Origin of the sequence: Anabaena sp. 90 (genome assembly GCF_000312705.1) — a bacterium.
In the GTDB taxonomy this organism is placed as follows: domain Bacteria; phylum Cyanobacteriota; class Cyanobacteriia; order Cyanobacteriales; family Nostocaceae; genus Dolichospermum; species Dolichospermum lemmermannii.
Genome location: NC_019427.1, coordinates 2,951,761 through 2,977,963, shown reverse-complemented (window position 1 = coordinate 2,977,963; position 26,203 = coordinate 2,951,761). Strand labels below are relative to the sequence as shown.

Sequence of the window (26,203 nt, the reverse complement as noted above, 5' to 3'; positions counted from 1 at the left end):
GTTTTTGTTTAAGATAATAAACTGTTGGTGTTATGTTGTAAGCTAAAACATATTTAAATTGCATAATTCAAGAACATTTCTTAGTATGCAAATTAAATGCTGATTAGCTTCTTATACTTCTATAAAACTTTAAAGTCTCACTTGTTGTTTTTTCCCAGCGAAAGAAAGCCGCTCTGTCCAAGCTATACTGAGAGTATTTAGCGCGTAAGTCAGAGTTGCAATATAGTTTGAGTATAGACTGACAAAGAGCATCTTTATCTGTAGGTGAAACTAAAAATCCAGCATCTCCTACAACTTCGGGTAAAGATGATGTATTAGAACTAATAACAGGACATCCACATTGCATTGCTTCTAAAACTGGTAGTCCAAACCCTTCATACAGAGAAGGGAAAATAAACCCAATTGCACCACTATATATTGCAGCTAAATCATTGTCATCTACAAATCCTGTAAAGTGAATTAATTCTAAGTCAGCGTCTGTCAACTGATTAGCATTAATCATAGATACTGCCGCATCTTTATGTCCTCCACAGATTACTAAATGTAAATCTTTATTTTTCTCTTGCATAATAACTTGTTTAAAACAAGCTATTAAATGAGCCATATTTTTATGAGGAGCGAGAGAATGAAGAGAGAGAAAGTAATCTCCTTCAGGAAGATGATATTTCTGCTTTGCTGCTTGAATAATTGAGCTATCTGAAACCGGGTAAAAAAGCTCAGGAGACGCAGCTAGATAAATTGTAACGACTTTTTCAGGATTTAACTGTCGTCTGTTTAATAAATCATTACGAGTAGCATCTGATATCGTCGTTACCCAATCATTAGGCTGGATAGTGTCTATAAGTCTTTTAGTAATCCCACGTTGACCTGGAAGAAAATATTTTTCATCTAAAATTAAAGGGGTTAGGTCATAAACTGTTTGTAAATGGCGATTGGGAAGTGCTTTTCTCACTTGCTTGGGAATACGAGGATAAGAAGAATGAAAAATGTCTGCCTCAGCTAGTATTTCTGGAGCGAGTGGTTGCCTAATTATATTAAATAATCTAGAAATATTAACTAAAGTTGACTGCTGGATTTTCTGAAAAATACTCTTACCAGAATAGTTTTTACTGAATTGTGTATTCAACTGATTAACACTTCTAGCAATGGAATTAACTGGATATATAGCAGAACGAAGATCAGGATAGGAATTAAGTAACCTTTCTGTTTGAAGTGATGCTTCTATCGAGCCAGTAGCAGAAAAACTTAGATTGTTTCCTAGTTCTTGATGCAATAAATCAGCTAATGTCCAAGCTGTACGAGCTACACCTGTTCTTGTTTTCGGGTTATCACCAACTGAAGAAATATCAAAGATTACTTTCATGTGGGTTCTCAAGTGAAATTATTTCTAAAAATCAAAATCGTACTCCTCATTAAGTTTAAGTAGATTCTTAAATAAGACTATTAACCGATTTTCTAATTGATGCTTTTGTTGATTACCCAAATTTTCTAACTCTACTACTAAATTTTCCCAATGTAAAGATTTTAAATCTTGATTACGGATGTTTTGAACTGTGGTTTGTATCCACTCATAGAAATCTTGATCATACAAAGTATTTAGCTGATTCTTAGTTTTTTTTATTATTTGGCTCATATATAGGGGTCTGGTTTGATTCTTGTTCATTATACTGAGACTCAATCGTTCATTCGATGGGGTTTACGGCCTGTTCAAAAATCAAATAGTAGCCCTATACTTGTCATATATAAAAAATTCTCTTTATATTATAACAATTATATGAGATTTGATTAAATGGAAGTTGTGGGAATAAGTTTTCGCAGTTTATCAATAAATAATTCTGCCCAATAAGTACCAAACAATTTTACTAACCAAGGATAAGGTATATTTCCTGTTACACAGTTTTTCGAGTCGAGGTTACGAGCAGCATGAAAATATTCCTGTGCTTCCTTGATATAACCCTCTCGTAAAATAGCACGTCCGAAAGCCCAAAAACGTTGAGCTAAAATTTTTCGTGCTTCTGGAGATAAAGGTTTATCTGTCTGAGTTTCTATGAGTTGCTGATGTTTTTGTAAGGTTTGAAAGTGAAACATTGCTCCTTTGCTGCTGTAGCCCCGTTGACTAATCCGGGCGTTATCTACATACTGACGATATTCATATACTGAACCGGGATAATATACAAATTCCACTCCAGCTAATACCAAACGCAAGTGCAGGTCATATTCTTGACCTCGTGGTAATGTTGGATCAAAACCGCCAATTTCTAATAAATACTCGCGTTTGTGAAGGGGACAAGATGTTAAGGGACTATTAGCTAAAATATGAGCAATGTTATCTTCGTCAGGTTGTCGCGGACGTAGCGGATAACCGGGTATAGGTTGATTATGTTGATCAACCCAGATGGCATCACCATAGACAATAGCTTTACTATCTGGTATAAGTTTGCTTGCTTGAGTCACTTGTTTTTCTAAACAATCTGGTAAGAGGACATCATCTGCATCTAGGAATTTTATATATTCACCTTCAGCTAATTCAATTCCTCTATTCCTTGCTAATGGTGCGCCGCGATTCTTGCCAGTTTCCCAGTAAATTTTATCACCAAATTGTTTGATTATTTCCAGACTACCATCAGTTGAACCATCATCAATGACAATTACCTCTATATGATTGTAGGTTTGGTTGATTGCGCTGGCGATCGCATTTTCAATAAAGCTTTGGTTGTTATAACAGGGGATAATAATGGAGACTAAAGGTGACATTTTTTTTAATTTATTTTCATCTAAAAAATTGAAACAACTAATTTGTTTTCAATTCATTTTGTAAATGATTTAGTAGCAAATGAGTAAAAGCTGGTTTATCCCGCATATCTAAATGCGATGTATCAGGCAATTCAAAGTTAGACAAATCTGGATAATCAGCAAAATATACAGATTTAACATTGAGTTTGTTTGTAAATACTTTCCAATATTTTTCTGGTGGAGTAATCTGACCCTCAAATTTCCACCTTTCTTTAGAAATTGGCATCCGAACAAAAATAATATGACCTCCCCTAGCGCGAAATTTATTAACCAAAGTGTCCCAGTGTTTAGTTTCATCAAGCCATTTATCGGGACTTAAAAAAGCTGACTTTGCTTGCGATTTAATGCCATTCAATCTACTGTCATGCAGTTCTTTGAGGAATTTTTCGTCAGCCCGTTTATAATCTATTAATTGTTCTCTGGTAAATACTGTTTTTGTATAAAAAGGAACGGGTGGTTTATGCTTAGTTAGTAAGTTACTCCATAAACGGAGAGAACTACTTTGAGGATTAAGAAAAACCAATTCACTTTGTAACCATGCTGAAATACGATAATTTAGTTGACGATTGAAAGAAAAACTAGTATAACAATAATCTACAAAACCTTGTTGATCATAACTTTTTTGCTCCATTAAAGTTTGTTCTGTTTCATCAATTATTGCAACTCCTCGAAAATTGGTATTTTCCACAATATCCTTAAATACTGGATAAGAAGTGCCTCGTCCCGACTGAGCTAAAAGAATTGCCTTTTTAGTAGGAAAATGCTGCTCAAAAACACTGAGATCGAAATCAGCCTGCATTCGAGATGCACCCAGCAAGATTACATCATTACTACTTAATTTGTTTACTTGAGAATATACATCACAAAATAAATTCGCATCACTGACTACTGAAGGTTGATGAGCAGCTTTACGAAGTATGCTTTCATTAAAAGCAATTCCCATTAGTAACAAACTTGGTGTAAGTAACCATATTTTAAGCCACTTCATAATAATTTATTATATCTATCGTCAACAATGATTAGAATTGAAAGTAAATAAAAGAGCGATCTTCTCCCTGTACAGTAGCGATCGCATATAACATAAACGCCAATATAATGGATGTACACCACCAAGGAGTTTTTTCTACAATTTCTTCTAGTGTTTTATTTTTAAACAGCCAGTGGATAACGATAATACAAAAAACCACTCCTAGGGAAGTTATAAGTGCTTCTTTACTAAGCATATTTATTGTTTGTCCATAGGATATATAAAACATGGCGCTAATAATATTAATCGCTTGTGTAAATGAACTTGCACGAAAGAAAACCCAAGTTATACAAATTAGTCCAAAAGTTAATAGAGATAAAATTATCTTGACTACAGAATATTCCCAAACAGAATAATGACCAAATAATTGTTTTAGTTTTCGCTCTAGCACAAGATAAAAACCATGTAGGCCTCCCCAAATAACAAAAGTCCAAGAAGCACCATGCCAAAGCCCACCTAAGAGCATAGTAATCATCAAGTTTACCTGAGTACGCAAATTGCCCTGACGATTGCCACCGAGAGGAATATATAAATAATCTCTTAGCCATGTAGATAGAGAAATGTGCCATCTGCGCCAAAAATCGGAAAAGCCAATAGAGGCATAGGGAAATTGGAAATTTTTAGGTAAGGTGAACCCTAAACACAATGATGCACCGATAGCACAAATGGAATATCCCGAAAAATCACAATATATTTGACCAGCGATAGCAAGAGTTGATCCCCATGCTGCGGAGAAACTAGGAATAGTGGTAACAGAATAGACAACCTCTGTAATGGGAGCAAGTAAAGCATCAGCCACAACTACTTTTTCAAACAATCCCAGAACCATTAAACTTAAACCCCATGCCAAGTTAGCAAATAAAAATGGCTTTGGTGAAACACATTGCTGCAAAAAACTACATCGCAGAATCGGACCAGCTAGTAATTGAGGAAAGAAAGTTACAAAAAGAGCATAATCCCAAAAAGAGTGCCAAGGTTTAAATTTTCCAAAATAAATTTCTAATGTATAAGAAAGGGTATTGAAAGTATAAAAAGAAATACCAACCGGTAGCATAATACCCAACTGAATTGGCTGAAAATCAATTCCAACAGTCTTGGCTAATAATGTAAAGTTAGTCAACAAAAAATCGCCATATTTGAAGAAACCTAGTAAACCAAAATTAGTTACAAGGGCAGACAATAAATATAGCTTTTTTAAGGAAATTTTCTTGGCATGATAAATCCTTGCGGATAAATACCAATTTATAATTGTTGTCAACCATAACAACAGAATGAAAGGCGGATTCCAAGCAATATAAAAAATGTAACTAACAAACAATAAAAAATATTTGCGAATCTTCCAATCTTTAATCGTGTAATACACAACTAAGACGAGTAAAAAAAAGATGGCAAATGTATAAGAATTAAATACCATTTAATTAAATATGATATGAATCAAAGAAACCACAATAAAAAACCTAATTAATTTTTGATTTGTTTATATAACTGCCAAATCAAGGGATATTTTCTAGCAAAACGATATATTATACCCTGTCTAGTTCTTTCAAAATTCACAACTTGCTTAATTGCTTGATTTTTTCTAGCATCATCTATTTTTGTCTCATTGAGAATGAAATTAATCTGTTCTGCTCTATCCATCCAATTAAAATTATCCTCTGCATAACGACGAGCATCACGTTTCAATTTATGAATATTGCTGAATTCCCCTGCATATAAATCTAATATTTCTGTAAGGTTTTGAATATTAGGAGAACATTGAGGCCAGTAATAACCATCATTGCGACTCCATAATCTCTCTATTTTTGCAGTATAACTAACTCCCTCAATCACAAATTCATTCATCGGTGGGTTATCACAAGTTACCAGAGGTAAGCCGCAAGCTTGAGCTTCAATCATAGGTAAGCCAAGCCCTTCCAAACGGGATGGTCCAACATATACATCTCCCAAATGATATAAACCTGGTGCTGTAACAGTCTTTTCGATACATTCAAGTGAACCCTGATCTTTCAGTTCCTGAATAACTTGGCTCTGTTCTGGTAGTGCTTTTATTAGGTCAACCTGACTATGAATAATCAGCTTTGCAGGTTTAGTAGTATTCTTGAAAGCTTCAATTACAAAATCAGTACCTTTGCGCTTGGGGCTATATCCACAAGAGTGGAAAAATGTAATTTTGTCTGCATTACTAGGTTCAAAATTTTGAGGTTTGAATATACTTATGTTAGTTCCCCAAGGTACATAAAAAGCTTGAGGATGCCATGAGAATGCAGAGTAATGTCGTTTAGTGTTGCAAATCAAGAAGTCATAGGCAGCAAAAAATGGGATAGTTTCTTCAGTATAGTAATCAATATAAGCGCCTGTTTTTACTCCTAGATTGAGACACCAACTTAGTGGTTCCCACCATTGCTGCTCATTGAAAAATACAACATCAATGTTTTTGTGTTTAATCCAGGTTTCAAAATCTTTTTGATCGATTGCGGTTGGTACGGGTAAATTACTTATTTTTCCCCAGGTTACACTAGCATCATTCCAAATTGGATCACCTTTTGGATATTCACCTGCTCTAGCATAGATAAATACATTGTGATTTAAACTAAATATTTGGCGATATTGACGAGAAACATAACCTGCTCCTCGCTCAAACCACATTGTCACAATACCAATATTCATAATAATCTTTAATGATTGTATTTTTTGATTAAGTTTTGTTTGAAATAGCTTAAATAGCGACGAATTTTAAATAACGATGTATCCCTGAATTGTAGATAATTTTCCGACATCTTTAACATTTGTAAACGTCTTTTTACTATAGGATCATTGCCTGGTCTTAATAATGGTATATAAGACCCAATCACTTGCTGGATTTGTTCTGCACGCTTTTTAAGTGTATGGTGCTGGATGACTTCTTGATAACCCGCTTCAGCTATAGTTTCCCTTTTGATTAGGTTATCTAAATAGTAAGCGATTTTTTCTTTTAAATCTTTGATATTCTTTGTTTCTACTAAATGAACACCATCTTGAAACGGATTTTCAGATGATAAAGTCTCTGTCAAAAGAAACCCTTTACAAGCGAGAGTTTCATAAACTCTAGTTTCTGTATCTAGAAAATCTTCTCCATGGATATTTAAAACAATCTTAGCACGGTTAATTAAATTAACCATATCTTCACCGAAAGCAGAACAGGTTGTGACAGAAAAGCTATCAGATAACTCAGAAATGATTTTTTGCCGTCTTGGTAGCAATGTGCCAACAAAGAGAATATCAATATCTTTGATTATACCATCAATAGGTTTGTGAAAATTCGGATCAATTGCACTTAAGAATAAGCTCATTTGATGCTGATTAAGCCAACCTTTATTTGCTACCCACTCCATGCAAGGTAAAGACCTTAATTTTCGTTGATCATTTTTATAGCTTGCTCTATTGCCAGGTTAAATTTTTCTTCAGCATAGTCAATTAAAAACTGTTGATATTTTACTTCATCAATTTTAAAATGGTGAGCAAGACGTATAATAGCTTCAACAATCTTATCTGGTTCTTCAGAAACAATGGCTTGCCAATTATAAGCGTTTACAACTTTTTGCATTACATAACCATTACCAACAATTACTGGTTTCCTCAACTTGATACATTTTGATAACAGATTGCTACTAGATGAATGTTTCTGATATTGAAGATAGATAATATCAGAAATTTTTAGTAGTTCATTAAACTTTTCTTCGTTTGGTATATAATAATCACATCTGATATAAGAATTTTCTGACAATTTGAATGAAAGTTCTTGAATAATTTTTAGTTCTTCTGATGAGTAACATTCCTGAGGTAAATGCCCAACGATAAGAATAAAATACTCATCTGGGTTTAATTGTTGTACTGATTTCAAAAATAGTTGTAAATTTCTTTTGGGTAGTAAAGCACCCGTTATAGAAATTATTTTTCTTCCAGATGCTAAATGCTGAACTTTATCAGCTATTTCTGAATGTTCACTAACATTGACATCAACTATTTCTGGCAAAACGAAAAACTTATTTTCTTGAAAGCGAGTTTTAAAGAACTTGGTATACACTGGATGTAAATAAAGAACGGCTTTACAAGAATTTAGAGAAAACAGCTTTTCTGCTACAAAACGCTGACGACTTTTAAGTTTACCGAAAGCAATAGCTGATTGATAAGATGGTTGAATAGATAATGCTACCCATTTAGAAGGTAATAATAGTCTAGCAACCCAAAGAGGAATAGAGGGAATAGCTGAATCACCATGGGCAAAAAAAACAGGAATCTCTTGACCAATTTGTTGCAATAAATTTTTGGTGAATAGCAGATGTACAATTGATGAGAATCGAAAGGTTGTTTTAGGGGATAAATTTGAGCAAATATTGTCAATTATAGATAAAATCTTAAAGAATAATTTATCTATCAGTGATAGTTTAGCTTCTAATACATGACAATTTTGTAAGTTTAATTCTTGTAACCATTGATTAAGTGCTGGATTGTTTTCACAGGAAGCATAAACGAAGAAGCCAGATTTTGTTAAAGATAATAAAATCTTTTTGAAATATATTTCATGATGTCCTTTCCAAGTACATAAATCCATTAATAAGCAAGACTTCATTACCTAGATCCTCTACGTTAAATCTCAGATTTAAAGGACTCCCTTTAAGATATTTTCTGATTCCGTTTTAGTGTTTTACATTTTAAGAATGTTAATCACTTATCAACTGTTTTGCCGATAAATTATCGTCGGGTAACTCCAAATTATCGAATTCTTTAAGTCTTATAAAACTAGCACTTAAATAATAAACAATATGGTTTAAGTCCGAGTAAGATACTTTTTGCCAACCCAGGTTTCGGAGTTTTAACTTTAACTCAAAGGGAATAGCTTGAATAATTTTTTTCATTCAAGAACCTATTGATATAAATGAGCGATCGCACAAGTGCTGGTGCAAGCAGTTCTCATTCTTCATTTTCATCTGCAATATATTTGGGGATTCTCAAGGCCAAAGAATTTCCCCAAGGACTAATTTGAGATTTCATAAATTAGCGATCGCTTTCAAGATAAACAAAGTATATCTCAATTGCCGCCACTCTAGAGCTTCAGATCCCCGACTTCTCTAAGAAGTCGGGGATCTGATTTTCTTATTTTATTTATAGAGTGAAGGCTAAAGAATTTCTCCACTGACTAATTTGAGATTTCATAAATTAGCGATCGCTTTTAAGATCAACGGCGATTATCTTGTAACCAATTTTCCAAATCTGACATATTTTGAAAATCCAATAATGCCTCTCCTAAAGATTCTAATTCAGGAATGGTGAGCGATCGCACTTTTTGCTCTTGAATAGCAGTTAAATTACCACAACGGCGTTTTAACTGGCGTATAGTTAGATTTGCTTCTCCTTGTTGTAAACCTTTTTTCTCACCAATTTCTAACACCTCTTGATAAAACCGGGTTTGAGTAATATCAGCCTCTTTGAGATTAAGCATTTTTTGAATCTCCTTTAGGGTTAGTTGTGTAAATTTGTTGACTAGTATTGACTCTACTAAATCTAATTTTAGCTGAAATTCTGCTTCTGTGCTGACACTGTTTAAAATTTTCCTAGCTGCTAATCCTGCTTGGTCTTTAGGCGTTACTATTAATCTTAGTAGAGCTAAATTAGGACTTAAATTATCTTGATGTAATAAATCTTCTAGATATAATCTTTCTACTTGACTATTCAGTAAGTTTCTGTGTGGAAGTTCTGAACCTAATTCCAAACGTTTATTCAGTAAAATTAGTAATCCGCACCAATTTCTGCTAATTTCATATTGGTCAATATAGCTAAATATTCCCTGAAAATAGCGACTATAAAATTTTGGATCTCGCTGCATTTGTGCTTCGAGAAATATTAGCGGTACATCAGAATTATTACTAATCGGTGTTAATAACCCATCTAACCTAGTTTCTTTTTCTTTGAGTACAGGTGCGCTATACTCAAATTCACAATCACTAGGAATACCAGGAATTAATTCTGCTATTAAATCTGGTTGATTTAAGAAAATTCTGTAAAATAATTTATCTGTTTTCATTTATATAACTAATTTTCACAATATTTTTTTAACTAAGCAGTTTCAAAATTCCTTTAAATCTATACTAGAGGTTATTTTTTTACAAAATAGTAAAGAGCTAATTAGCTTTTATACTGCAAACGGTTCATAGTTTAATCAAATATCAAACCCCTCTGGTAAACCTCTCCAGTATTAAATGTTATTCCTTTTCCCTCTCCTCTTAGAAGAGGGTAAGGGAGAGGCGTTGAACCTTATTCTTTGTATGATAAAAAAGTCCAGCTTCTACCCGTTTTGAGTATAATAGTTTCATTTAACCAAGCGAACTGCTTGCAGCAGTGCTTCGCTATCGCTTTCAAGATCAACAGTTTCAGATCCCCGACTTCTCTCAGAAGTCGGGGATCTGATTTTCTTACTTTTATTTATAGAGTGAAGGCCAAAGAATTTCCCCAAGGACTAATTTGAGATTTCATAAATTAGCGATCGCATTCAAGATCAACTAAAGTATATCTCAGGCGATTATAAGTTGGCCTTAGGGGATAGATTAAAGGCGAAAATTTAGTTGTCTATCGCTCGACAATTTTCACTCATTTTTACTTCTGACTATTTCTAGCAATTTCCAGAAAACGGTATCCGAATTTTTTCACATCTTCTTTATTTCTTCCTTGAGCTAAACTTTCCTCTTCTAAATTTACTCCAGCAGAAAGTTAATAAAGATTTTACCTCACGCCAAGGCGGGAAGTTCAGCAACGCCTTGTTCAACTATCATTTTCGGGGAATGTGTCGGGTATCTGAGGATTCAGTTTCCTGTGGGTATTTAACCAGGTATCTATGTCCGTGGGGTTGGTAAAATCTAGGAGTGCTTCTCCTAATGCTTCTAGTCCAGGAAGGGATAAGCTGCGAATTTGGTTTTCTTGATTTGGGGTAACTACTCCCAAACGACGGTTTAATAAGCGGATAATCAGGTTCAATTCCCCTTCCTGTCTACCTTTTTGCTCACCTTCCTGTCTACCTTTTTGCTCACCCTCCTGTCTACCTTTTTGCTCACCCTCTTGTCTACCTTTTTGCTCACCTTCCTGTCTACCCTCTTGAATACCTAATTGAAAAACATCTTGATAAAAACGCGTTTGGGTAATATCAGCAGTTTTTAGGTTTAACATTTTTAATATTTCCTCCAAACTTAGGTTAGGGAATTTATTTACTAGTATAGCTTCAACTAAATCTAGTTTTTGCCTAAATTCTGGTTGACCTTTACTACTTTCTAGTAGGTTTTGAGCAGCTTGAATGGTTTTTGTTTTCGGGAGGATAATCAGTTGCAGTAATGCTAGATTGGGACTTAGGCAATTTTGATGTAGGAGGTCTTGTAAGTAGAGTCTTTGGACTTGGTTATCTAACTGGAATTGGTAAGGAATTTCTGAACCCAGGTCATGACCACGGGATTTGAGAATTAGTAATCCTCGCCAAGGTCTGATGATTTTATACTGTTTTAAATAAAGGTAGGTTTCGGCAAAGTAGCGTCCATAAAAGTCTGTGTCTGGCTGCATTTGCGCTTCTAGAAACACTAGGGGAAGATTGGGGTCTTTTCCTAAAGGGGTTAAAATCCCATCATGACGAAATTCCTGTTCTTTAATGACTGGTGCTGAGTAATCGAATTGACAATCTGGGGGGATTCCGGGGAGGAGTTCGGCAAGAAGACCTGGTTGATTGAGAAATATCCGGTAAAATAGTTTGTCGGTCTTCATGCTTATTTACATTCTAGTATATGAGCGATCACGCAAATGCTGGTGCAAGCAGTTCGCATTGCTTCTAAAAGCGATCACCTAAGTAATTGCTAGTAACCACTTAATAATTTTAGGGTATTATTTATTGCAATAATTGCTGATATAATTGTATATACCGTTGAGCCTGTAAATCAAGAGAATATTCTTTAAGGGCTATATCTCGACAATTTTCACTCATTTTTTGCCTTAATGGTTCATCTTCAAGTAACTTGACAATTCCATCACAAAAATCTTGTGTATTTTCTGAATGTGCTAAATAACCAGTAATTCCTGGACGCACTAAATCAGGTACACCACCAATATTAAACGATACCATCGGTGTACCACAGGCCATGCTTTCTTGTAATACTAATGGTAAATTATCGGCACGGGTAGGAAATATAAACAAATCAGCCGCAGAATAGGCTATTGATTTTAGGCGATCGCTTTTAAGATAACCAAAGCTGAAAACTTTCATATTTATCAAAAGACAGATACCACAATAAATAATATAGTTATTTTTATTCAGTTTAAAATTTGTAGTCTTTTATCTCCCAATAACCATCTGGATGATCTGAATTTTCCCTTATCAATTTTTTGCACTTATATCCCCATTGAGAGACTAAAAATTTTCTGACTTTAGGAATTTTCTTCAGTCCTGTTAGTAATATATCTTTAAATAAGTTAGGTTTCCACTGTAAGGAATGACGCATAGTTAATAAAGATGCTTCTGCTTCTTCAAGATATTCTTCAATATTTCGACTTTTTTGATATAGTTGGTGACGAAATCCACCTAGAGGAGAGGATGTACCATATAAAAAATCAGTTTTAGTATAAAAGCGACACCATAAATCAAAATCACTAGCAAGTTTAATATTAGTAGAAAGACACCCACCTGTTCTCTCCCAAAGCCCTCTACGCCAGAAGGTTGATTCTTGTTGAATCCAAGCTATGGCTTCATAGTTATTTCTAGGTAGATAGCCACCCTCAAGAAATGCTTCGAGTGCGTAACCTGGAGTAGAACCAAAACCAGAGCAAAAACCGTCATAATCCCAATGTCCTGGACTAAGTGTAGTCAACCATTCAATATTAGGGAAACTAGACATAATATCAGCTACTGTTTTCAAAGCCCAAGGTAAATACATATCATCACTATTAAGCCATGCCATTATCTCCCCTGTGGATTGCCTAAATCCTTTGTTGATTGCATCATATTGTCCACCATCAGGTTCACTGCACCAAAAAGCTAAGTGCTTTTCATACTTCTTGATAATGTCAATGCTTCCATCTGTACTACCACCATCAATGATTATATATTCAAGATTAGGATATTCTTGTATAAGAATGCTTTTAATTGTTGCTTCTAAAAAAGGAGCTTGATTGAAAGACGGGGTAACTATAGAGATTTTAGGAAACTTTGATGGTGACATTTGCATTGATCTCTTGAGTTTGTCCTTGGAGGGGTATTCTTTACTCATGTTGCTCTCTTGGTGCTGTCTATTCACAGCTTATCTCTTTTCCATTACTTCAGGATTCATAAAGATAATTTCCTAATTGTCAAATCTTTATATGATAAAGGTTTGAATTTTTTATTATAAATAAAATTTGGAAAATATTTTGTAACATTAGTAAATTGCCAAAACTCTTGTTTAATAAAGGTTATAAATTTCGTGTTTCTAAAAGTGATACAAGAGGCTATACCCAGAGAGCTTTTTAATATCTCTTCAACTTTTCAAGCATCCTCTTAGGTTTACTATTTTTTTCCCAAACACGCAAAATCATGTCAAAGGTATTTATCTTAGTTAGTTCTTCAATCCTAACTTGGCTATTTTTTATGTTATCCATTCTTAATTTTTCATTGTTTAACATATTTACAATTAAATCTCCCATCTGTTCTATGTTCAAAGGAGCAAAAATAAATCTGGAATCTCCAATAGTTTCGGGGAGGGAAGTAACTGAAGAACAAATTACAGGAACATCTAAAGACATTGCTTCTAATAGTGGAAAACTCCCTGCTTCATATAAAGTAGGAACAACCACTAAAGAACAGTTTTTGTATAACCAATATAATTCTGTTTCGGGTACAATATCCATAAAATGGATTTGCTCTGATATTGTTGATTGAGCTAAATAGTTTTCTATATTTGGAAAAAAAACAGGATTCTTTTTACCAGTAAAAATAACAGTAACAAAACGATTGTACTTAGTTTTAATTAGTTCTACTGCTTTTATCAAAGATAAATGGTTTTTATGTTCCCAAGTTTGAGCAGGATAAAGGATAAAATCTTTTAAATTAGTATATTTTTGGGAATAAATTTCTGCTTGTTCTTTGGAAGGAGATACTAACTTAATTTGATTATAAGGAGGTGGACAAACATAAATTTTTGATTCAAGTAAGTGAAAATATTTAACTAAGTCTTGTTTGACATGATTAAAAGAAACAACAACACCACTAGAATATTTGAGAGATGTCCAATAATGTTCCGCTCTGTAAGCACGTTCTTCAGGGGTAAAAAATTCAGGAAAATGTAATTCTTGGACATCGTGCATCGTTACTATAAATGGATAAGGTAAATCGTAAATTGGTGCTGTTTGATAAGGAACATGAAGTAAATCAATATTTAAGGAGGCAAACCAGCGATAAACAGGATTTAAGTAGAGCGTGAATTTCCGATCAATATTAAATTGATTGAAGATTTTAGCTAAAGCGATTCCCAATATTCTGTTTATACGTTCAATATAATTAAAATTATAACCTTTTATAATAGCTATTTTTGCTCGTGCTTGATACTTACTTATTAATTCAAAGCAATCTTTTTGCACTTCATCACTACATAAAACTAAAATCTCAATATTATGATTTTTACTGTGACTTAACAATAATTCAAGCATACGCCAAGCATAGGGAGAAGTTCCTCCTCCATGTATACTTGCATTTCCTAAGTAATAACCTATTTTCATCATAAATGTCCTAACTTAATAAATATTTTTATACAATACAATATTATTAATCTTAATCTCTTCTCTTAAGAATTGAAACCCTATAGACTCATATAGTTTTTTAGCACGATAATTGTTAGGATGTACTTTTAGTAAAATTCTTTTATATAAATTGAGCATACAAAAGCATTCTGCATGGTAAAGACTTAATTTAGCTATTCCTTTTCTTTGCCATTCCTCAGTAATAAAAATACCATACATTGGCTCAGTATATCCTTCATCCATTCCTCTCAACATATAAAAGCCAATTAATTGTTCCGATTCTAAACTATCTTGTTTAATCTCTATCGCAAAAAATTTATCATTAACAACACTATCAAGTATTTTCTGAATTGATAAAGGTTGAAAATCAAAAGGATGGAAATATTTTAAATATTCTGAGGAACTATTAAGTAATAGATTGCTTAAAGATTGTGCATCTGAATTATTTAATATCCTGAAACTAATGTATGGCATAGAAAAATACACTTAACTTAAAAAGTAATTTCTTTTAGATTATTACAAATATAATCAATTTGTTCTGGAGATAAATCAGGATAACTAGGAAGATTAATTCCTCGCCAACCAATATCTTCAGCTACTTGATGTTTTTGGTACTTTTGAGTATACATTGGCATAGTATGAACAGGATAAAAAACTGGACGAGTTTCGATTCCTGCTTCTGATAAATGTTCTCTTACTGTATCCCTTTGATTAGCTTGAGAAATCAGAATCGAAACCATCCAATAGGAATGAAATACATCGCCAACTTCAGGATGTACTTTGAATTCTGTATCTTTTAACAACTCTTTGTATAGTTCAGCAATTTGACGTTTTTTTGATAGAAAATCATTTATTCTTTCCAGTTGAGCTAACCCAATCGCAGCACAAATATTAGTCATGCGGTAGTTATAACCTATGACATCGTGCCAATACTCACGGTATTTAGCCAAACCTTGTCCTTTAAAATGAACAGCACGCTCAAAGATAGTTTGATCATTGGTGACTAACATTCCTCCTTCACCAGTTGTTATGGTTTTATTCCCATAGAAACTAAAAGTTGCTATGTCTCCAAAAGTACCGACATGATTACCTTGATATTTAGAGCCTATAGCTTCAGCACAATCTTCTATCAGAAATAGTTTATGTGCATCAGCTATTTCTTTGAGAACTGACATTTCACAAGGATGTCCATATAAATGGACTGCCATAATTGCTTTAGTTCTTGGTGTAATGCTTTTGCGAACTTCTTCAGGATCTATTTGCCAAGTATCAGGAAGAGAATCCACAAATACAGGTGTAGCTCCTGTGTAAACAATGGTATTAACTGAAGCAATATAAGTTAGAGTAGGAACAATAACCTCATCACCAGTACCGATGCCAAGAGCGACTAATGCAAGGTGTAAGGCAACTGTTCCGTTAGAAACTCCGGTGGCATATTTTACATCAACATAATTTGCAAATTCTTTCTCAAATAGAGAAACATATTTTCCCTTGGAAGAAATCCAGTTAGAATCTAGACAGTCATTAACATACTTTTTTTCATTGCCAGTAAGGCTGGGTTGATAGACAGGAATTTTGTACATTTTTATTAAGAGTATTTGATTAACTATATTTTGTTTTATTCAAGATCCACTAAGGGTAAAGAAGATAATATTTTATTTCCTTCATCCCAAGAAAGATAAGATAAATTTCCTTGTTCATCACGAGATTCACGAAACTGACTTGCTATATACCCTTCTGCTACCGTCAATTCTTTAATAGCAGTTGGTTTTAAATCTTGACGGACAAAAAAAGCATTGTTCCCAACACTATTACATCCTACAAATGAATATCCTTTAGCTTTTCCTAAATTATAAAGTGCTTTTAGAGAAGCTCCAGCATACAGCATGGAATAATGAGCCTCAGAACGAACAAAAGATGGATCATAGGGAATTGTTACAGCTTTATCTTTTCCAAATCTAGAGTTATATTCAATAATCACTATAGCCGGGGCTACAACATCAATAGCTTGCCATACCCAATAATCATTACCGTCAATATCAATTGACAGAATTCCTATTTCTCCTTTTATACCATTTTCAGCAATAATTTTATTAATATTATCTTGATCAATAAATGCTTGAACAGCTTTTAAATTTCGCTGCCAATATATGGAATCTTGCTTAATATAACTAATATTTTCAGGACTTCCATCAATAACTAAACCTGCCCAATTGTCATTTATCAGTAAAAATCTAGTATTGGATTCGGTATAATTCTCAACTCCAAATTCAATAAATATTTTATTAGGTATCTCAATATGTCTTAAAAGCATCTGAATAATCCCATCTTCTCCCCATTGAGAAAACACTTGAAACTCATTATCTTGTAATTCTAATTTATCTAGAGATTGTAACTGCCGAGATTCGATTCTTCCCAAAGTTTCTTGAATTTTAATTAGCCTACTTTGTATCGAAATAAGTTTGTCAAATATAGCCCCCAACAAATTAATTTTTGCTTTAATCTTAGTAATAATATTCATAATTATGCCTATTTTATAGCTAATTCTTTCCAATGAAAATCTACAAGCACTACTCCAAAAGCCAGACCTTTATATAAAGCCATCTTGCTACCAGTTTCTTCAATCTCAAAACTCATCAGGGATTGGTGATGAGATAAAATTTCGACATTGGGAATATGAGAACCAACATTAATACTATAACAGCCAGGAGCTAGAAATAGCGCAGGAATTTCAACTTCTGCTAAGTAAACTCCCTTAGAGAGTTCGGGAGACAAATGAAATGACCTATCAACAGCAAAAATTGGAATTCCAGAAGAATTTATCACCTTAAAACCAACTTCTAATCCGTTAATATTCTCTGCAAGTTCATACTCTAAGCAAACTTTTATTGGCTCTCGTACATCAAAAACAGAGCTAACATTTTCTTTTGTATCTAGTAAAGAAACTTTGTTAAACCAAAAGCGCTGATTGTCAAATTTATTAGTAATAATAATCTCTCCAGAATGTTCGGCACCATAGTTTAAATACTTACTAGTTATCTGTTCTGCGTCCCCCTCTGAATTAACCTGACCATTAACTAGCCAAATAGCCCTTTGGCATAGCGTTGTTACAGTAGCCATATTATGGCTCACAAATATAACCGTCCTTCCCTCCTTCCCCACATCTTCCATTTTCCCCAAACACTTCTTCTGAAACTGTGCATCTCCCACTGCCAAAACTTCATCCACAATTAAAATCTCTGGTTCTAAATGCGCCGCCACCGCAAAGGCCAACCGCACATACATTCCCGAAGAATACCGCTTCACAGGCGTATCCAGAAACTTCTCCACCTCCGCAAACGCCACAATTTCATCAAACTTCCGCTTAATCTCCTCCTTACCCATTCCCAGAATAGCACCATTGAGAAATATATTCTCTCTCCCTGTCAACTCTGGATGAAACCCAGTTCCCACCTCCAATAAACTCGCTACCCTACCCTTAATTTTAATACTTCCTGTAGTTGGTTCTGTAATACGGCTTAAAATCTTCAATAGTGTTGATTTTCCCGCCCCATTGCGCCCAATAATCCCAACTCTATCACCTTGTTTAATCTCAAAAGATACATCCTTTAAAGCCCAAAATTCCTCAAAAGCAGGATTTTCATTCTTAGCTTGCGGATTTAGTAAACTACCAATAGATTTAACCTTATTAGTAATCACATCTCGCAGCGCAGTGTAACGTTCCTGCTTTTGATGGCCAATAATATATTTTTTGCCCAGGTTTTCAACGCGAATAACTGTATCTGACATAAGTATTAATTTATCAATTTGAAAATTATTGATTTGACGGCTTATATATCTCAAGATTAGGCTAAATTTAGCATTTAATTATAGAAGTAGCCAAATTACCCACCCATAATATATTATTAGCTCACTTATAACACACTTATTTTATAAGTTAACAGTAGTTATCCCCTATATTTGAATAGGATTTTCTCCTCAGCTTGTTTAAATTCAATATCAAATAAATCAAACACAACTTCCCTACCTAATAAAACTTCCTGGCAATCCTCATTTTGTAACCAGGCCACAGGAGCAGAAAAGGTATAATCATCAATCTGCATTTCAACTTGTCGGAGTACATATTGAACAATTCCCCCTACTCCCTCTCCATTACTCAGAACTTCTCCTTGAGAGAGGGCATATCCTAAGTCTGTGCCTAAATAAAATGTAATTAGGCTAATATCCGAACCAGAATCTACAAGCATTTCCAGAATTTTAGAATTTTGAAAAGTTAGACAGACTTCGTATTTTGGCTGCCAATCATGTTTTTTGACTGTTCTAAAACGCACTGGGAAAAACTTCACTGGCTCAACAAATTCGTTCTCGTAGATCCGTTCAGTGATGTAGTCAGAAGATTTTAAGTTCTGAAGGTCAATTTGCTGTGTCATGATTCTATAATCTTGGTGATGAGCTATTACACCATCCTTAGTGTAAATAATCCATTCTCCACGATATTGTTTTAGTTTTCGGTAATTTGCTTTACGCCATTCTTTGGCACTATTGTATTTTTCGTTCATATTTAACTGAGTTTATAAACATCATACAGCACTTTCCGGTGTTATGAGGTACATATCCAGCGGGCAAGACTTGTACTGAGCTTGTCGAAGTATGCCCGCACTACAATAGTTTCATGGTTCAAGTTTGTACCTCATTAGAGCGAAATCTGCTGTAATAACTATTATGATGGAAACCATTCAGGATTGAGAATTTCTCTTAAAGAATAAGGACAAGTTTCAGGGAAAGATAATGGTGGATTTATCTGATACATGATTGATTAGCTCACTACATAGCTTTTTCAAAATCATCTGTAGTGTTACACAAGAATTCAGGATTTAATATTTCTTGTATATCATAAGGACAAATTTCTGAAAACGTACTTAATACTAAACCTGTTTCTGCTGATGCTTCTCTTCTCGCATTTCGATAAGCTTTGGGTAAAATATCAGGAATGTATTGTTTCAAACTTGGTTTTTCATTGAGTATATCTTGTAAATCATCTCTTTGGTTGGCAATGGTGGTAAACCAACTAATAGAACGTTTAGAAGATTGGTATTGCCATTTTAGCAAATGAGTTAATAAAATTATTAACCGATTTTTTAACTCATTTTTTTCACTAATGCCCATACTATCTAATTCTTCTGCCAAGTTCTCCCAATCCAAAGCTGTGATATCTTGACTGGCTAAGGCTAATTTTTGTTGAGTTAACCAATCCATGAAATCTGTTTCGTAGAGAGGTGATTTAGACATAAAATTAGTAATGATTACCTTTGTACCGGACAATTTTTCAACCCTATTGATCATTAGGTAAGCTGATACCTTGTTCTAATAACAATTGTCGTAATTTAGCTACTTCTAATTCAGCAGAATCTGCCCGTTGCTTTTCTTGTTCTGCCCGTTGCTTTTCCTGTTCTGCTCGTTGCTTTTCCTGTTCTGCCCGTTGCTTTTCTCGTTCTTCTGGAGTAGGCAACCAATTATTCTCTTTATCATACCAACGTAACCACTGTCTAGTTAGTCCTTGATATTCTCCCTCCCATAATCCTAAACCTAATTCAGCTTCTTCTAGCCATACCCCTAATCCATTAATAGAGAGCGGTTGATAACGGTTCATTACCAAACCAAAACAGTTAAATTCATTAGTATAACGGTTATAGACAAAATAATAGGGGATTCTGAGAATTTGCTCATATACTGTCCATTTATTAGGAGGTTGATTAACTTCCCGTAAATTTCTGCCTAAGTCTTCGTTTTCTGTTCCTGGAGATATTAATTCTACTACCACAAAGGGGTATGTTCCTTCATACCAAGTAACATAACTTAATCTTAATTCTGTTTGTTCATAAAAACGGGATACCCCCAAAACTGCAAACCAATCAGGGCGTTTGTACCATTGTGTATGCTTGCTGTCATAGTATAAATTTAAGTCACTACCTGTAAATACATTATCTTCTGCATAAGAAGGTGGACGAAAAGTGCTACGCAATAATTCTGGTTGTAAAAGGTGAAATTCGTCTGGCAACCCTGGCTCCTCTGGATCTTCGCTAGGTAAATCATACATGGTTGGCAGTGTTTGTTGAGGAGGTAATGGCTCATAGCTGGGTTTGTTATACACATCGCTTTGATACATTGTTAATTATCTCCTGTATTTAATCAATGTTGCCAAGATTCAACTATAGATTGATTATCACTGACATAACCATGAAATCTTGTTCTTAGAGAGAGAATTCAGACAGAAAATATCAGTGAAAATAACTTTTCCATTCTAGCAAATGATCTTAAATAACATCTGCAAACGTTCGTTCCATCTTCCGAAAATACCAAATTCCACTCACTAATAGTAAAACAACTAGAGCCATAGAGAGAATAAAACCTGGTAAATATAACTGGGAGTTACCGCCCAAAATTGCCCACCGAAAACCATCAATTACTCCCACCATTGGATTTAAGGAGTAGAGAAACCGCCACTTTTCAGGAACAATAGTGCTACTAAATCCTACGGGTGAAATGTATAAACCAAACTGGACAATAAATGGGACAATAAACCGGAAATCTCGATACTGCACATTCAAGGAAGCCAACCATAATCCTGCACCCATTGAAGCAGCAAAGGCCACACCAATAAATAATGGTAAGGTTAAAATTCGCCAAGTGGGAACAAAGTTATACCAAGCCATTAAAGCCAATAAAATTATCCCAGAAATCATAAAATCCACAAAGCTAACTACTACCGCGCTAGTAGGTACTACCAATCTGGGAAAATAGACTTTTGATAGTAAATTGGCATTACCAATTAAACTATTACTACACTCTGAGAGGGAATTGGAAAAGAACTGCCAAGGTAACATGGCGGAAAATACGAGAATTGGATAGGGCGCACCTTCAGAAGGTAATTTTGCCAATTGCCCAAATACTACTGTAAATACTACCATTGTCAAAAAAGGGCGAATTAGCGCCCAAACAATCCCAATGGCTGTTTGTTTATATCTAACTAAAATATCTCGCCAAGCTAGGAAGTAAAATAGTTCTCTATATCGCCATAAATCTTGCCAGTATTGCTTTTCTGTCCGCCCTGCTTCAATTATTAGTTCTGGTGGAGAAGTGGTTTCTTTCATGACTCTGATCTAGCTAACCTCATATTTACCATCATTTTCACGACATCTTATATTTTATAAGAAAATAGGTTGAAAACCCCGGAATTAACTCGTAGTCTTCTGTTTTTCAATAGCAGTTAGGTTGTTCTAATTTCTTTCAAAAACTAGATTTGCTTCCGATTGAACTCTGACTTAATTAGACTCACAAATACACTAATAATTTTTTCTGGTTGATTTATATAATACTCATCTAAATCAACTACCACTAGATTACCAGTTAATTGCAAAAACACCCATTGATTGCCATTGGTAACACAACCATAAATATTTTCAACATTATTTCCCTCCGATTGATTTAATTGAGCAGCAGCAATCATTTCGGCAATACATTGAGCAAATCCTTGTTTAAGATTATCATTTTTCGCCTCCACCAAAGCAATCACAGGAGATGTTACATATAACTGTTGAGATGATAAACCGATTAAGAAATCGCAAAATCCATTTAAACCTTGCTCAATATTAACATTAAAATCAATTCCTGAGAATAAACTAATTTTATTATCTAATAATCTTCTTACTTCAATTAAAACAGGGGCAATAATCATTTCTGATTTGGCTTTCTCTGTACTAATTGCTTGAGCTAAGGGAATATTATTTTGTAAGTATTTGATAAAAAAAGCATCAACTGTTAACTGGTCGAAAGCAGTGAAAACATTTGTTCTTTCTTCAATATTAATGCCAAATATTTTAGTGATTCTCTCTAGAGTAAAGTCACTATAAGCCATTTCTTATAACCTTAATTTTGCTTAATGTTTTGGCTAAGTTTATAAACATAATAAATATTATGATGGCAACCATTCAGGATTGAGAATTTCTGTTAAAGAATAAGGACAAGTTTCAGGGAATATTGTTGGAGATAGTTCAGATTTACGAATTGTATTATTTCTAGCTTTGGTGTAAATTTTATCTATGATTTTTTCACAATGATTATAAAGAACTTTAGACTCTAATAATAAATCTAATTCAGACCTAAAATTATCAATTTCTTCAATCCATCCTTTGGCACAATAGAATCTCTCTGCTTCCCAATATTGATAAAGAAGTAAATGCTTAATAAGTTGTCTCAAGTAACTTTCTACTTTACGCCTTTGTTCGTTTCCCAATGCAGTGATTTCCTCAATCAAATGTTCCCAGTCAATATTTTCTAAATCCCGATTTTGCAGTTGGGTAAGGGTAATATCCAACCACTCCGGATAATCTTGTTCATAAATCTCACAATTTGCTTGTGTAGGTGGCATTTTACTTACTCAATTACAGTTGATGTTTGATTTCAATCTCAGCGATGTTTCACTTAACTATTTTAGCAAAAGTTCCCGACTGGATCAGATTTTTTTCATGATTCTAATCTCGCGTCTACCATCATTTTCACCACATCCTGCATCTTATATCTAGCTTCCCACCCTAACTGGTTCTTAGCCTTACTAGGATTACCTTTCCCCACAGCCAAATCTGTAGGTCTGAACAGGTTACTATCAACTACTACATGATCATGCCAATCTAAATTTACAGATACAAATGCTGCTGCGACAAAATCTTCCAGGGAAGTGCTTTCTCCCGTTGCAATTACATAATCATCTGGCTGTGATTGTTGCAACATTAAATACATGGCTTCCACATATTCTTGCGCCCAACCCCAGTCCCGCTGAATTGACATATTACCTAAATATAATTTTTCCTTACTACCTTGGGCAATGCGACAGGCAGTAGCAATAATTTTTTGAGTGACAAATCTTTCTGGACGCAGGGGAGATTCATGATTAAATAAAATGCCAGAACAGGCAAATAATCCGTAAGCTTCTCGGTAGTTAGCTACTTCCCAAAAAGCAGCGGCTTTAGCTACAGCATAAGGACTTCTGGGACGGAATGGAGTATTTTCTGCTGCTGCTACATTGCCAGTATCACCAAAACATTCACTCGAACCGGCATTATAAAGTTTAATGGTCGCGCCTAAAAACCGAATGGCTTCTAATAAATTTAGTGTGCCTGTAGCTATGCTTTCTAATGTTTCTACAGGTTGTCCAAAAGATAAACCGACGGAAGTTTGTCCGGCCAAATTATAGACTTCATCTGGTTGGATTTTTGTCAGTACCTGTAAGACGCTACGGAAGTCAGTCAAGGACATTGACTCCAGCTTTACTTGGTCTTTAATTCCTAAGTGGACTAAATTCTGGAAAGGAGAAATTTGGGCATCTCTGGAAGTTCCACAGACTGTATAGCCTTGTTTTAGCAGCAATTGCGCCAGATAAGCTCCATCTTGTCCAGATACTCCACAAATGAGAGCTTTTTTCATATCAATATCAATTCATTACCCAGAAGTCTTTAACACTGTTACCCCCAAGCATCCGAGATTGTCTGTAGGTAAATTCTCCCACAGAAGGATTCCGATGGGGATGAATTACACCTGTTGCTTGTTGCCAAAGTTCGGCTGGGGCAAGAGATATTTCATATTTAGATCCATGCTTATGCACATGATACCATTTTGTTTCCTGGCACTCTTCGCACCAAAAAGCCTCTAACCACTCACCAGTTAAAGAAACTGTAGTTTTATTGGCGACTAAAATCATCGCTTCTCGACGAGCAATACCCCGCTCTTGTAGTTGTCCGGCTTGTTCGGCAAATAGTCCGTATTTTTGGCTAACACTATCTATATAGCAGCTATGTATGGGACAATGGATAGCCCTGCGTTGGGAACGTTTCCGATTTCGCTCACACCTTTTCTGCACTTTGGCCTCCTGATCACTAACTAAACAATAGATCGTAAGAAGGTTGCATGGGAGGGACTGAGATCAAAAAGACCATCAAAGCCCAACTCCTGATTCAACATCGTCTGAGGTATTAAATTTTGTTAACTGAGTTGTCTTAAATTTACTGAATTTGTTCACACACTGACGTTGATAACGCTGGAGTGACATTTCAAATTATAGCTTGTTCTAACACATTGATGTATTGTTTAGCGATGATTTCTGGCGTAAAGTTTGACTGCAAATATTCGCGGGAGGCATTACCCATTTTTTCTGCAAGTTGGCGATCGCTCTTTAAGTTGAGAATAAACTTAGATAGACTATCACTGTCTCCATTGTCAATGCTAATACCAAACTCACCATCTGCTATTAGCTGTCGCAAGTAGGAATCTTTTGGACAAATAGCTGCTATGGGTCTTCCCGCAGCTAAAGCTGGATAGAGTTTGCTAGGAGCAACTAAACTTTCTAAACCTTCTTCTACACTGACTAAGGATAAATCGCAAGCTGTCAAGGAATAGGGTAGCACACTTTTGTCTTGATAGGGGAGAAAGAGAAAGTTTTTTAATCCTAAACGAGTCACATCTTGAATAAAGCTTTCACGTTTGGGTCCACCACCAATACAAACGAATTGAATCGGTTCATCTTGTAATTTTTGAGCAGTTGCCAAAATTGTATCCGTATCATGACACCGACCCATATTACCAGAATAAAGAATTGTAAATTTGGTGTCCAAATTATGTTGTTTGGCAAACCAGTTTTTTTCTTTGGCAATGGGGACAATTAACTCAGAATCCCCCCAACTGTGAATCACAGACACCTTATCAGCCACTTCTGGACAGATTGCTATGACTCTCTCTTTCATAGCAGGACTCAGCACAATAATCCCTTGGGATTTTTGCCAAATCTGGCGGTTGACTGCCCACCAAAACTTAGCTAACCAGTGCTTTTTGGAAACTACTCCTAAAGCGATCGCAATATCTGGATATAGATCATAAATTAAGCATATATAGGGAAATCTTAATAACAAATGAGCGAAATATCCGGCTATTGATAAAAAAGGAGGTGCTGAAGTTAATAGAAATACATCATTTTTGCGAGCATTCTTGATAATATGGAGAAAAGTCCGCAATGTAAATAAAACACCATTCACAGCCTTCCCGCGAATCCTCTTAGACCAAAGCTGAGTAGATCGGGATCTTTGGACGCGAATGTTGCCTAATTGCTCTAAGGCTGGGGCTTTAGCCGTAGTAAAAGCGTACCCTGGTTGTCCAGTAAATACTCTAATCATGATTCCTTGTTTCTCAAGCTGTTTCACTAGTTCTTCAATCAACTGTCCGGTTGCAGCATAGTCTGGAGGAAAAAACTCGGTGATTACAGACAAAGTAGTTAGTTTATGATATAAAGTATCACTAACTTCAGAAGGCATAACAGCCTGCATTGAATGCAAAGAAGATTTTAGAGAACTCTTATGATTTGACATTGTTTTAGTTGTAATAGTAGATACGCTATCACTATTTAACTCTGTATGAGTTTTTGTTAAATATTGATTCTCGTTGATGAGAAGATAAGAATTGGAATTTTTCTGCCTTTAATTTGGTGCCATTCTTTATTATAAGTCCATTAAAAAACTTGAAAATGAAACAAACCACTAATATTGATACTTTCAGGGCTAA

At 34.7% G+C, this 26,203-nt stretch carries 27 protein-coding genes and 1 pseudogene; all 28 read right to left on the bottom strand.

Annotated features, from left to right (window positions below):
• Positions 1 to 103: 103 nt before the first annotated feature.
• Positions 104 to 1,363 carry a glycosyltransferase family 4 protein gene (locus ANA_RS12955; protein WP_015080510.1) on the bottom strand — a complete coding sequence of 420 codons (1,260 nt, stop codon included), beginning with the start codon at positions 1,361 to 1,363 and terminating at the stop codon, positions 104 to 106.
• 24 nt (positions 1,364 to 1,387) lie between these two features.
• Positions 1,388 to 1,633: a DUF29 family protein gene (locus ANA_RS12950; RefSeq protein WP_051155185.1), complete on the bottom strand. Its 246-nt coding sequence runs from the start codon at positions 1,631 to 1,633 to the stop codon at positions 1,388 to 1,390.
• Positions 1,634 to 1,785: 152 nt separating this feature from the next.
• The gene (locus ANA_RS12945; protein WP_015080509.1) at positions 1,786 to 2,754 is read right to left on the bottom strand and encodes a glycosyltransferase; all 969 of its coding nucleotides are present in this window, start codon (positions 2,752 to 2,754) and stop codon (positions 1,786 to 1,788) included.
• A gap of 37 nt (positions 2,755 to 2,791) precedes the next feature.
• Entirely contained in the window at positions 2,792 to 3,781 is a 990-nt protein-coding gene (locus tag ANA_RS12940) for a hypothetical protein (RefSeq protein WP_015080508.1), read from the bottom strand.
• Between the two features lie 31 nt (positions 3,782 to 3,812).
• Positions 3,813 to 5,078 carry an MBOAT family O-acyltransferase gene (locus tag ANA_RS12935; protein ID WP_235081831.1) on the bottom strand — a complete coding sequence of 422 codons (1,266 nt, stop codon included), beginning with the start codon at positions 5,076 to 5,078 and terminating at the stop codon, positions 3,813 to 3,815.
• A 203-nt stretch (positions 5,079 to 5,281) separates the two neighbouring features.
• Complete coding sequence (locus ANA_RS12930; protein ID WP_015080506.1) at positions 5,282 to 6,487, bottom strand: glycosyltransferase family 4 protein; 1,206 nt, start codon at positions 6,485 to 6,487, stop codon at positions 5,282 to 5,284.
• 8 nt (positions 6,488 to 6,495) lie between these two features.
• Complete coding sequence (locus tag ANA_RS12925; protein WP_015080505.1) at positions 6,496 to 7,191, bottom strand: glycosyltransferase family protein; 696 nt, start codon at positions 7,189 to 7,191, stop codon at positions 6,496 to 6,498.
• Between the two features lie 14 nt (positions 7,192 to 7,205).
• Entirely contained in the window at positions 7,206 to 8,411 is a 1,206-nt protein-coding gene (locus tag ANA_RS12920; protein ID WP_200863823.1) for a glycosyltransferase, read from the bottom strand.
• A 109-nt stretch (positions 8,412 to 8,520) separates the two neighbouring features.
• Positions 8,521 to 8,715, bottom strand: coding sequence for a hypothetical protein (locus ANA_RS12915; RefSeq protein ID WP_015080503.1), 195 nt, complete (start codon positions 8,713 to 8,715; stop codon positions 8,521 to 8,523).
• 320 nt (positions 8,716 to 9,035) lie between these two features.
• Positions 9,036 to 9,881 carry a DUF2887 domain-containing protein gene (locus tag ANA_RS12910; protein WP_015080502.1) on the bottom strand — a complete coding sequence of 282 codons (846 nt, stop codon included), beginning with the start codon at positions 9,879 to 9,881 and terminating at the stop codon, positions 9,036 to 9,038.
• A 734-nt stretch (positions 9,882 to 10,615) separates the two neighbouring features.
• Complete coding sequence (locus ANA_RS12905; RefSeq protein WP_015080501.1) at positions 10,616 to 11,599, bottom strand: DUF2887 domain-containing protein; 984 nt, start codon at positions 11,597 to 11,599, stop codon at positions 10,616 to 10,618.
• Positions 11,600 to 11,720: 121 nt separating this feature from the next.
• Positions 11,721 to 12,122 (bottom strand): annotated as a pseudogene (locus tag ANA_RS12900) (glycosyltransferase); the annotation flags it as partial.
• A gap of 25 nt (positions 12,123 to 12,147) precedes the next feature.
• Positions 12,148 to 13,047 carry a glycosyltransferase family 2 protein gene (locus ANA_RS12895; protein WP_041458423.1) on the bottom strand — a complete coding sequence of 300 codons (900 nt, stop codon included), beginning with the start codon at positions 13,045 to 13,047 and terminating at the stop codon, positions 12,148 to 12,150.
• Between the two features lie 283 nt (positions 13,048 to 13,330).
• The gene (locus ANA_RS12890; RefSeq protein WP_015080498.1) at positions 13,331 to 14,581 is read right to left on the bottom strand and encodes a glycosyltransferase family 4 protein; all 1,251 of its coding nucleotides are present in this window, start codon (positions 14,579 to 14,581) and stop codon (positions 13,331 to 13,333) included.
• Positions 14,582 to 14,593: 12 nt separating this feature from the next.
• Entirely contained in the window at positions 14,594 to 15,073 is a 480-nt protein-coding gene (locus ANA_RS12885) for a GNAT family N-acetyltransferase (protein WP_015080497.1), read from the bottom strand.
• A 17-nt stretch (positions 15,074 to 15,090) separates the two neighbouring features.
• Entirely contained in the window at positions 15,091 to 16,182 is a 1,092-nt protein-coding gene (locus ANA_RS12880; protein ID WP_015080496.1) for a DegT/DnrJ/EryC1/StrS family aminotransferase, read from the bottom strand.
• A 35-nt stretch (positions 16,183 to 16,217) separates the two neighbouring features.
• On the bottom strand, positions 16,218 to 17,120 hold the full coding sequence (locus ANA_RS12875) for a hypothetical protein (RefSeq protein ID WP_015080495.1): 903 nt from the start codon (positions 17,118 to 17,120) through the stop codon (positions 16,218 to 16,220).
• Positions 17,121 to 17,128: 8 nt separating this feature from the next.
• Positions 17,129 to 18,388 (bottom strand): ABC transporter ATP-binding protein, encoded by a 1,260-nt coding sequence (locus ANA_RS12870; protein WP_015080494.1) that lies wholly within the window; start codon positions 18,386 to 18,388, stop codon positions 17,129 to 17,131.
• A 158-nt stretch (positions 18,389 to 18,546) separates the two neighbouring features.
• Complete coding sequence (locus ANA_RS12865; protein ID WP_015080493.1) at positions 18,547 to 19,158, bottom strand: retropepsin-like aspartic protease; 612 nt, start codon at positions 19,156 to 19,158, stop codon at positions 18,547 to 18,549.
• A 161-nt stretch (positions 19,159 to 19,319) separates the two neighbouring features.
• Entirely contained in the window at positions 19,320 to 19,409 is a 90-nt protein-coding gene (locus ANA_RS27715) for a DUF29 domain-containing protein (RefSeq protein ID WP_148279050.1), read from the bottom strand.
• Between the two features lie 14 nt (positions 19,410 to 19,423).
• Positions 19,424 to 19,888, bottom strand: a complete 465-nt coding sequence (locus ANA_RS12860) for a DUF29 domain-containing protein (protein ID WP_041458422.1) — start codon at positions 19,886 to 19,888, stop codon at positions 19,424 to 19,426.
• Positions 19,889 to 19,931: 43 nt separating this feature from the next.
• Complete coding sequence (locus ANA_RS12855; RefSeq protein ID WP_015080491.1) at positions 19,932 to 20,765, bottom strand: Uma2 family endonuclease; 834 nt, start codon at positions 20,763 to 20,765, stop codon at positions 19,932 to 19,934.
• 148 nt (positions 20,766 to 20,913) lie between these two features.
• The gene (locus ANA_RS12850; protein ID WP_015080490.1) at positions 20,914 to 21,750 is read right to left on the bottom strand and encodes an ABC transporter permease; all 837 of its coding nucleotides are present in this window, start codon (positions 21,748 to 21,750) and stop codon (positions 20,914 to 20,916) included.
• A gap of 143 nt (positions 21,751 to 21,893) precedes the next feature.
• Positions 21,894 to 22,514: a hypothetical protein gene (locus ANA_RS12845; protein WP_015080489.1), complete on the bottom strand. Its 621-nt coding sequence runs from the start codon at positions 22,512 to 22,514 to the stop codon at positions 21,894 to 21,896.
• Between the two features lie 57 nt (positions 22,515 to 22,571).
• Entirely contained in the window at positions 22,572 to 23,027 is a 456-nt protein-coding gene (locus ANA_RS12840; protein WP_015080488.1) for a DUF29 domain-containing protein, read from the bottom strand.
• Between the two features lie 95 nt (positions 23,028 to 23,122).
• The gene (locus ANA_RS12835; protein ID WP_015080487.1) at positions 23,123 to 24,079 is read right to left on the bottom strand and encodes a GDP-mannose 4,6-dehydratase; all 957 of its coding nucleotides are present in this window, start codon (positions 24,077 to 24,079) and stop codon (positions 23,123 to 23,125) included.
• A 7-nt stretch (positions 24,080 to 24,086) separates the two neighbouring features.
• Entirely contained in the window at positions 24,087 to 24,512 is a 426-nt protein-coding gene (locus ANA_RS12830; protein WP_015080486.1) for a hypothetical protein, read from the bottom strand.
• 190 nt (positions 24,513 to 24,702) lie between these two features.
• Complete coding sequence (locus tag ANA_RS12825; RefSeq protein WP_371260405.1) at positions 24,703 to 25,968, bottom strand: glycosyltransferase family 4 protein; 1,266 nt, start codon at positions 25,966 to 25,968, stop codon at positions 24,703 to 24,705.
• Positions 25,969 to 26,203 lie beyond the last annotated feature (235 nt).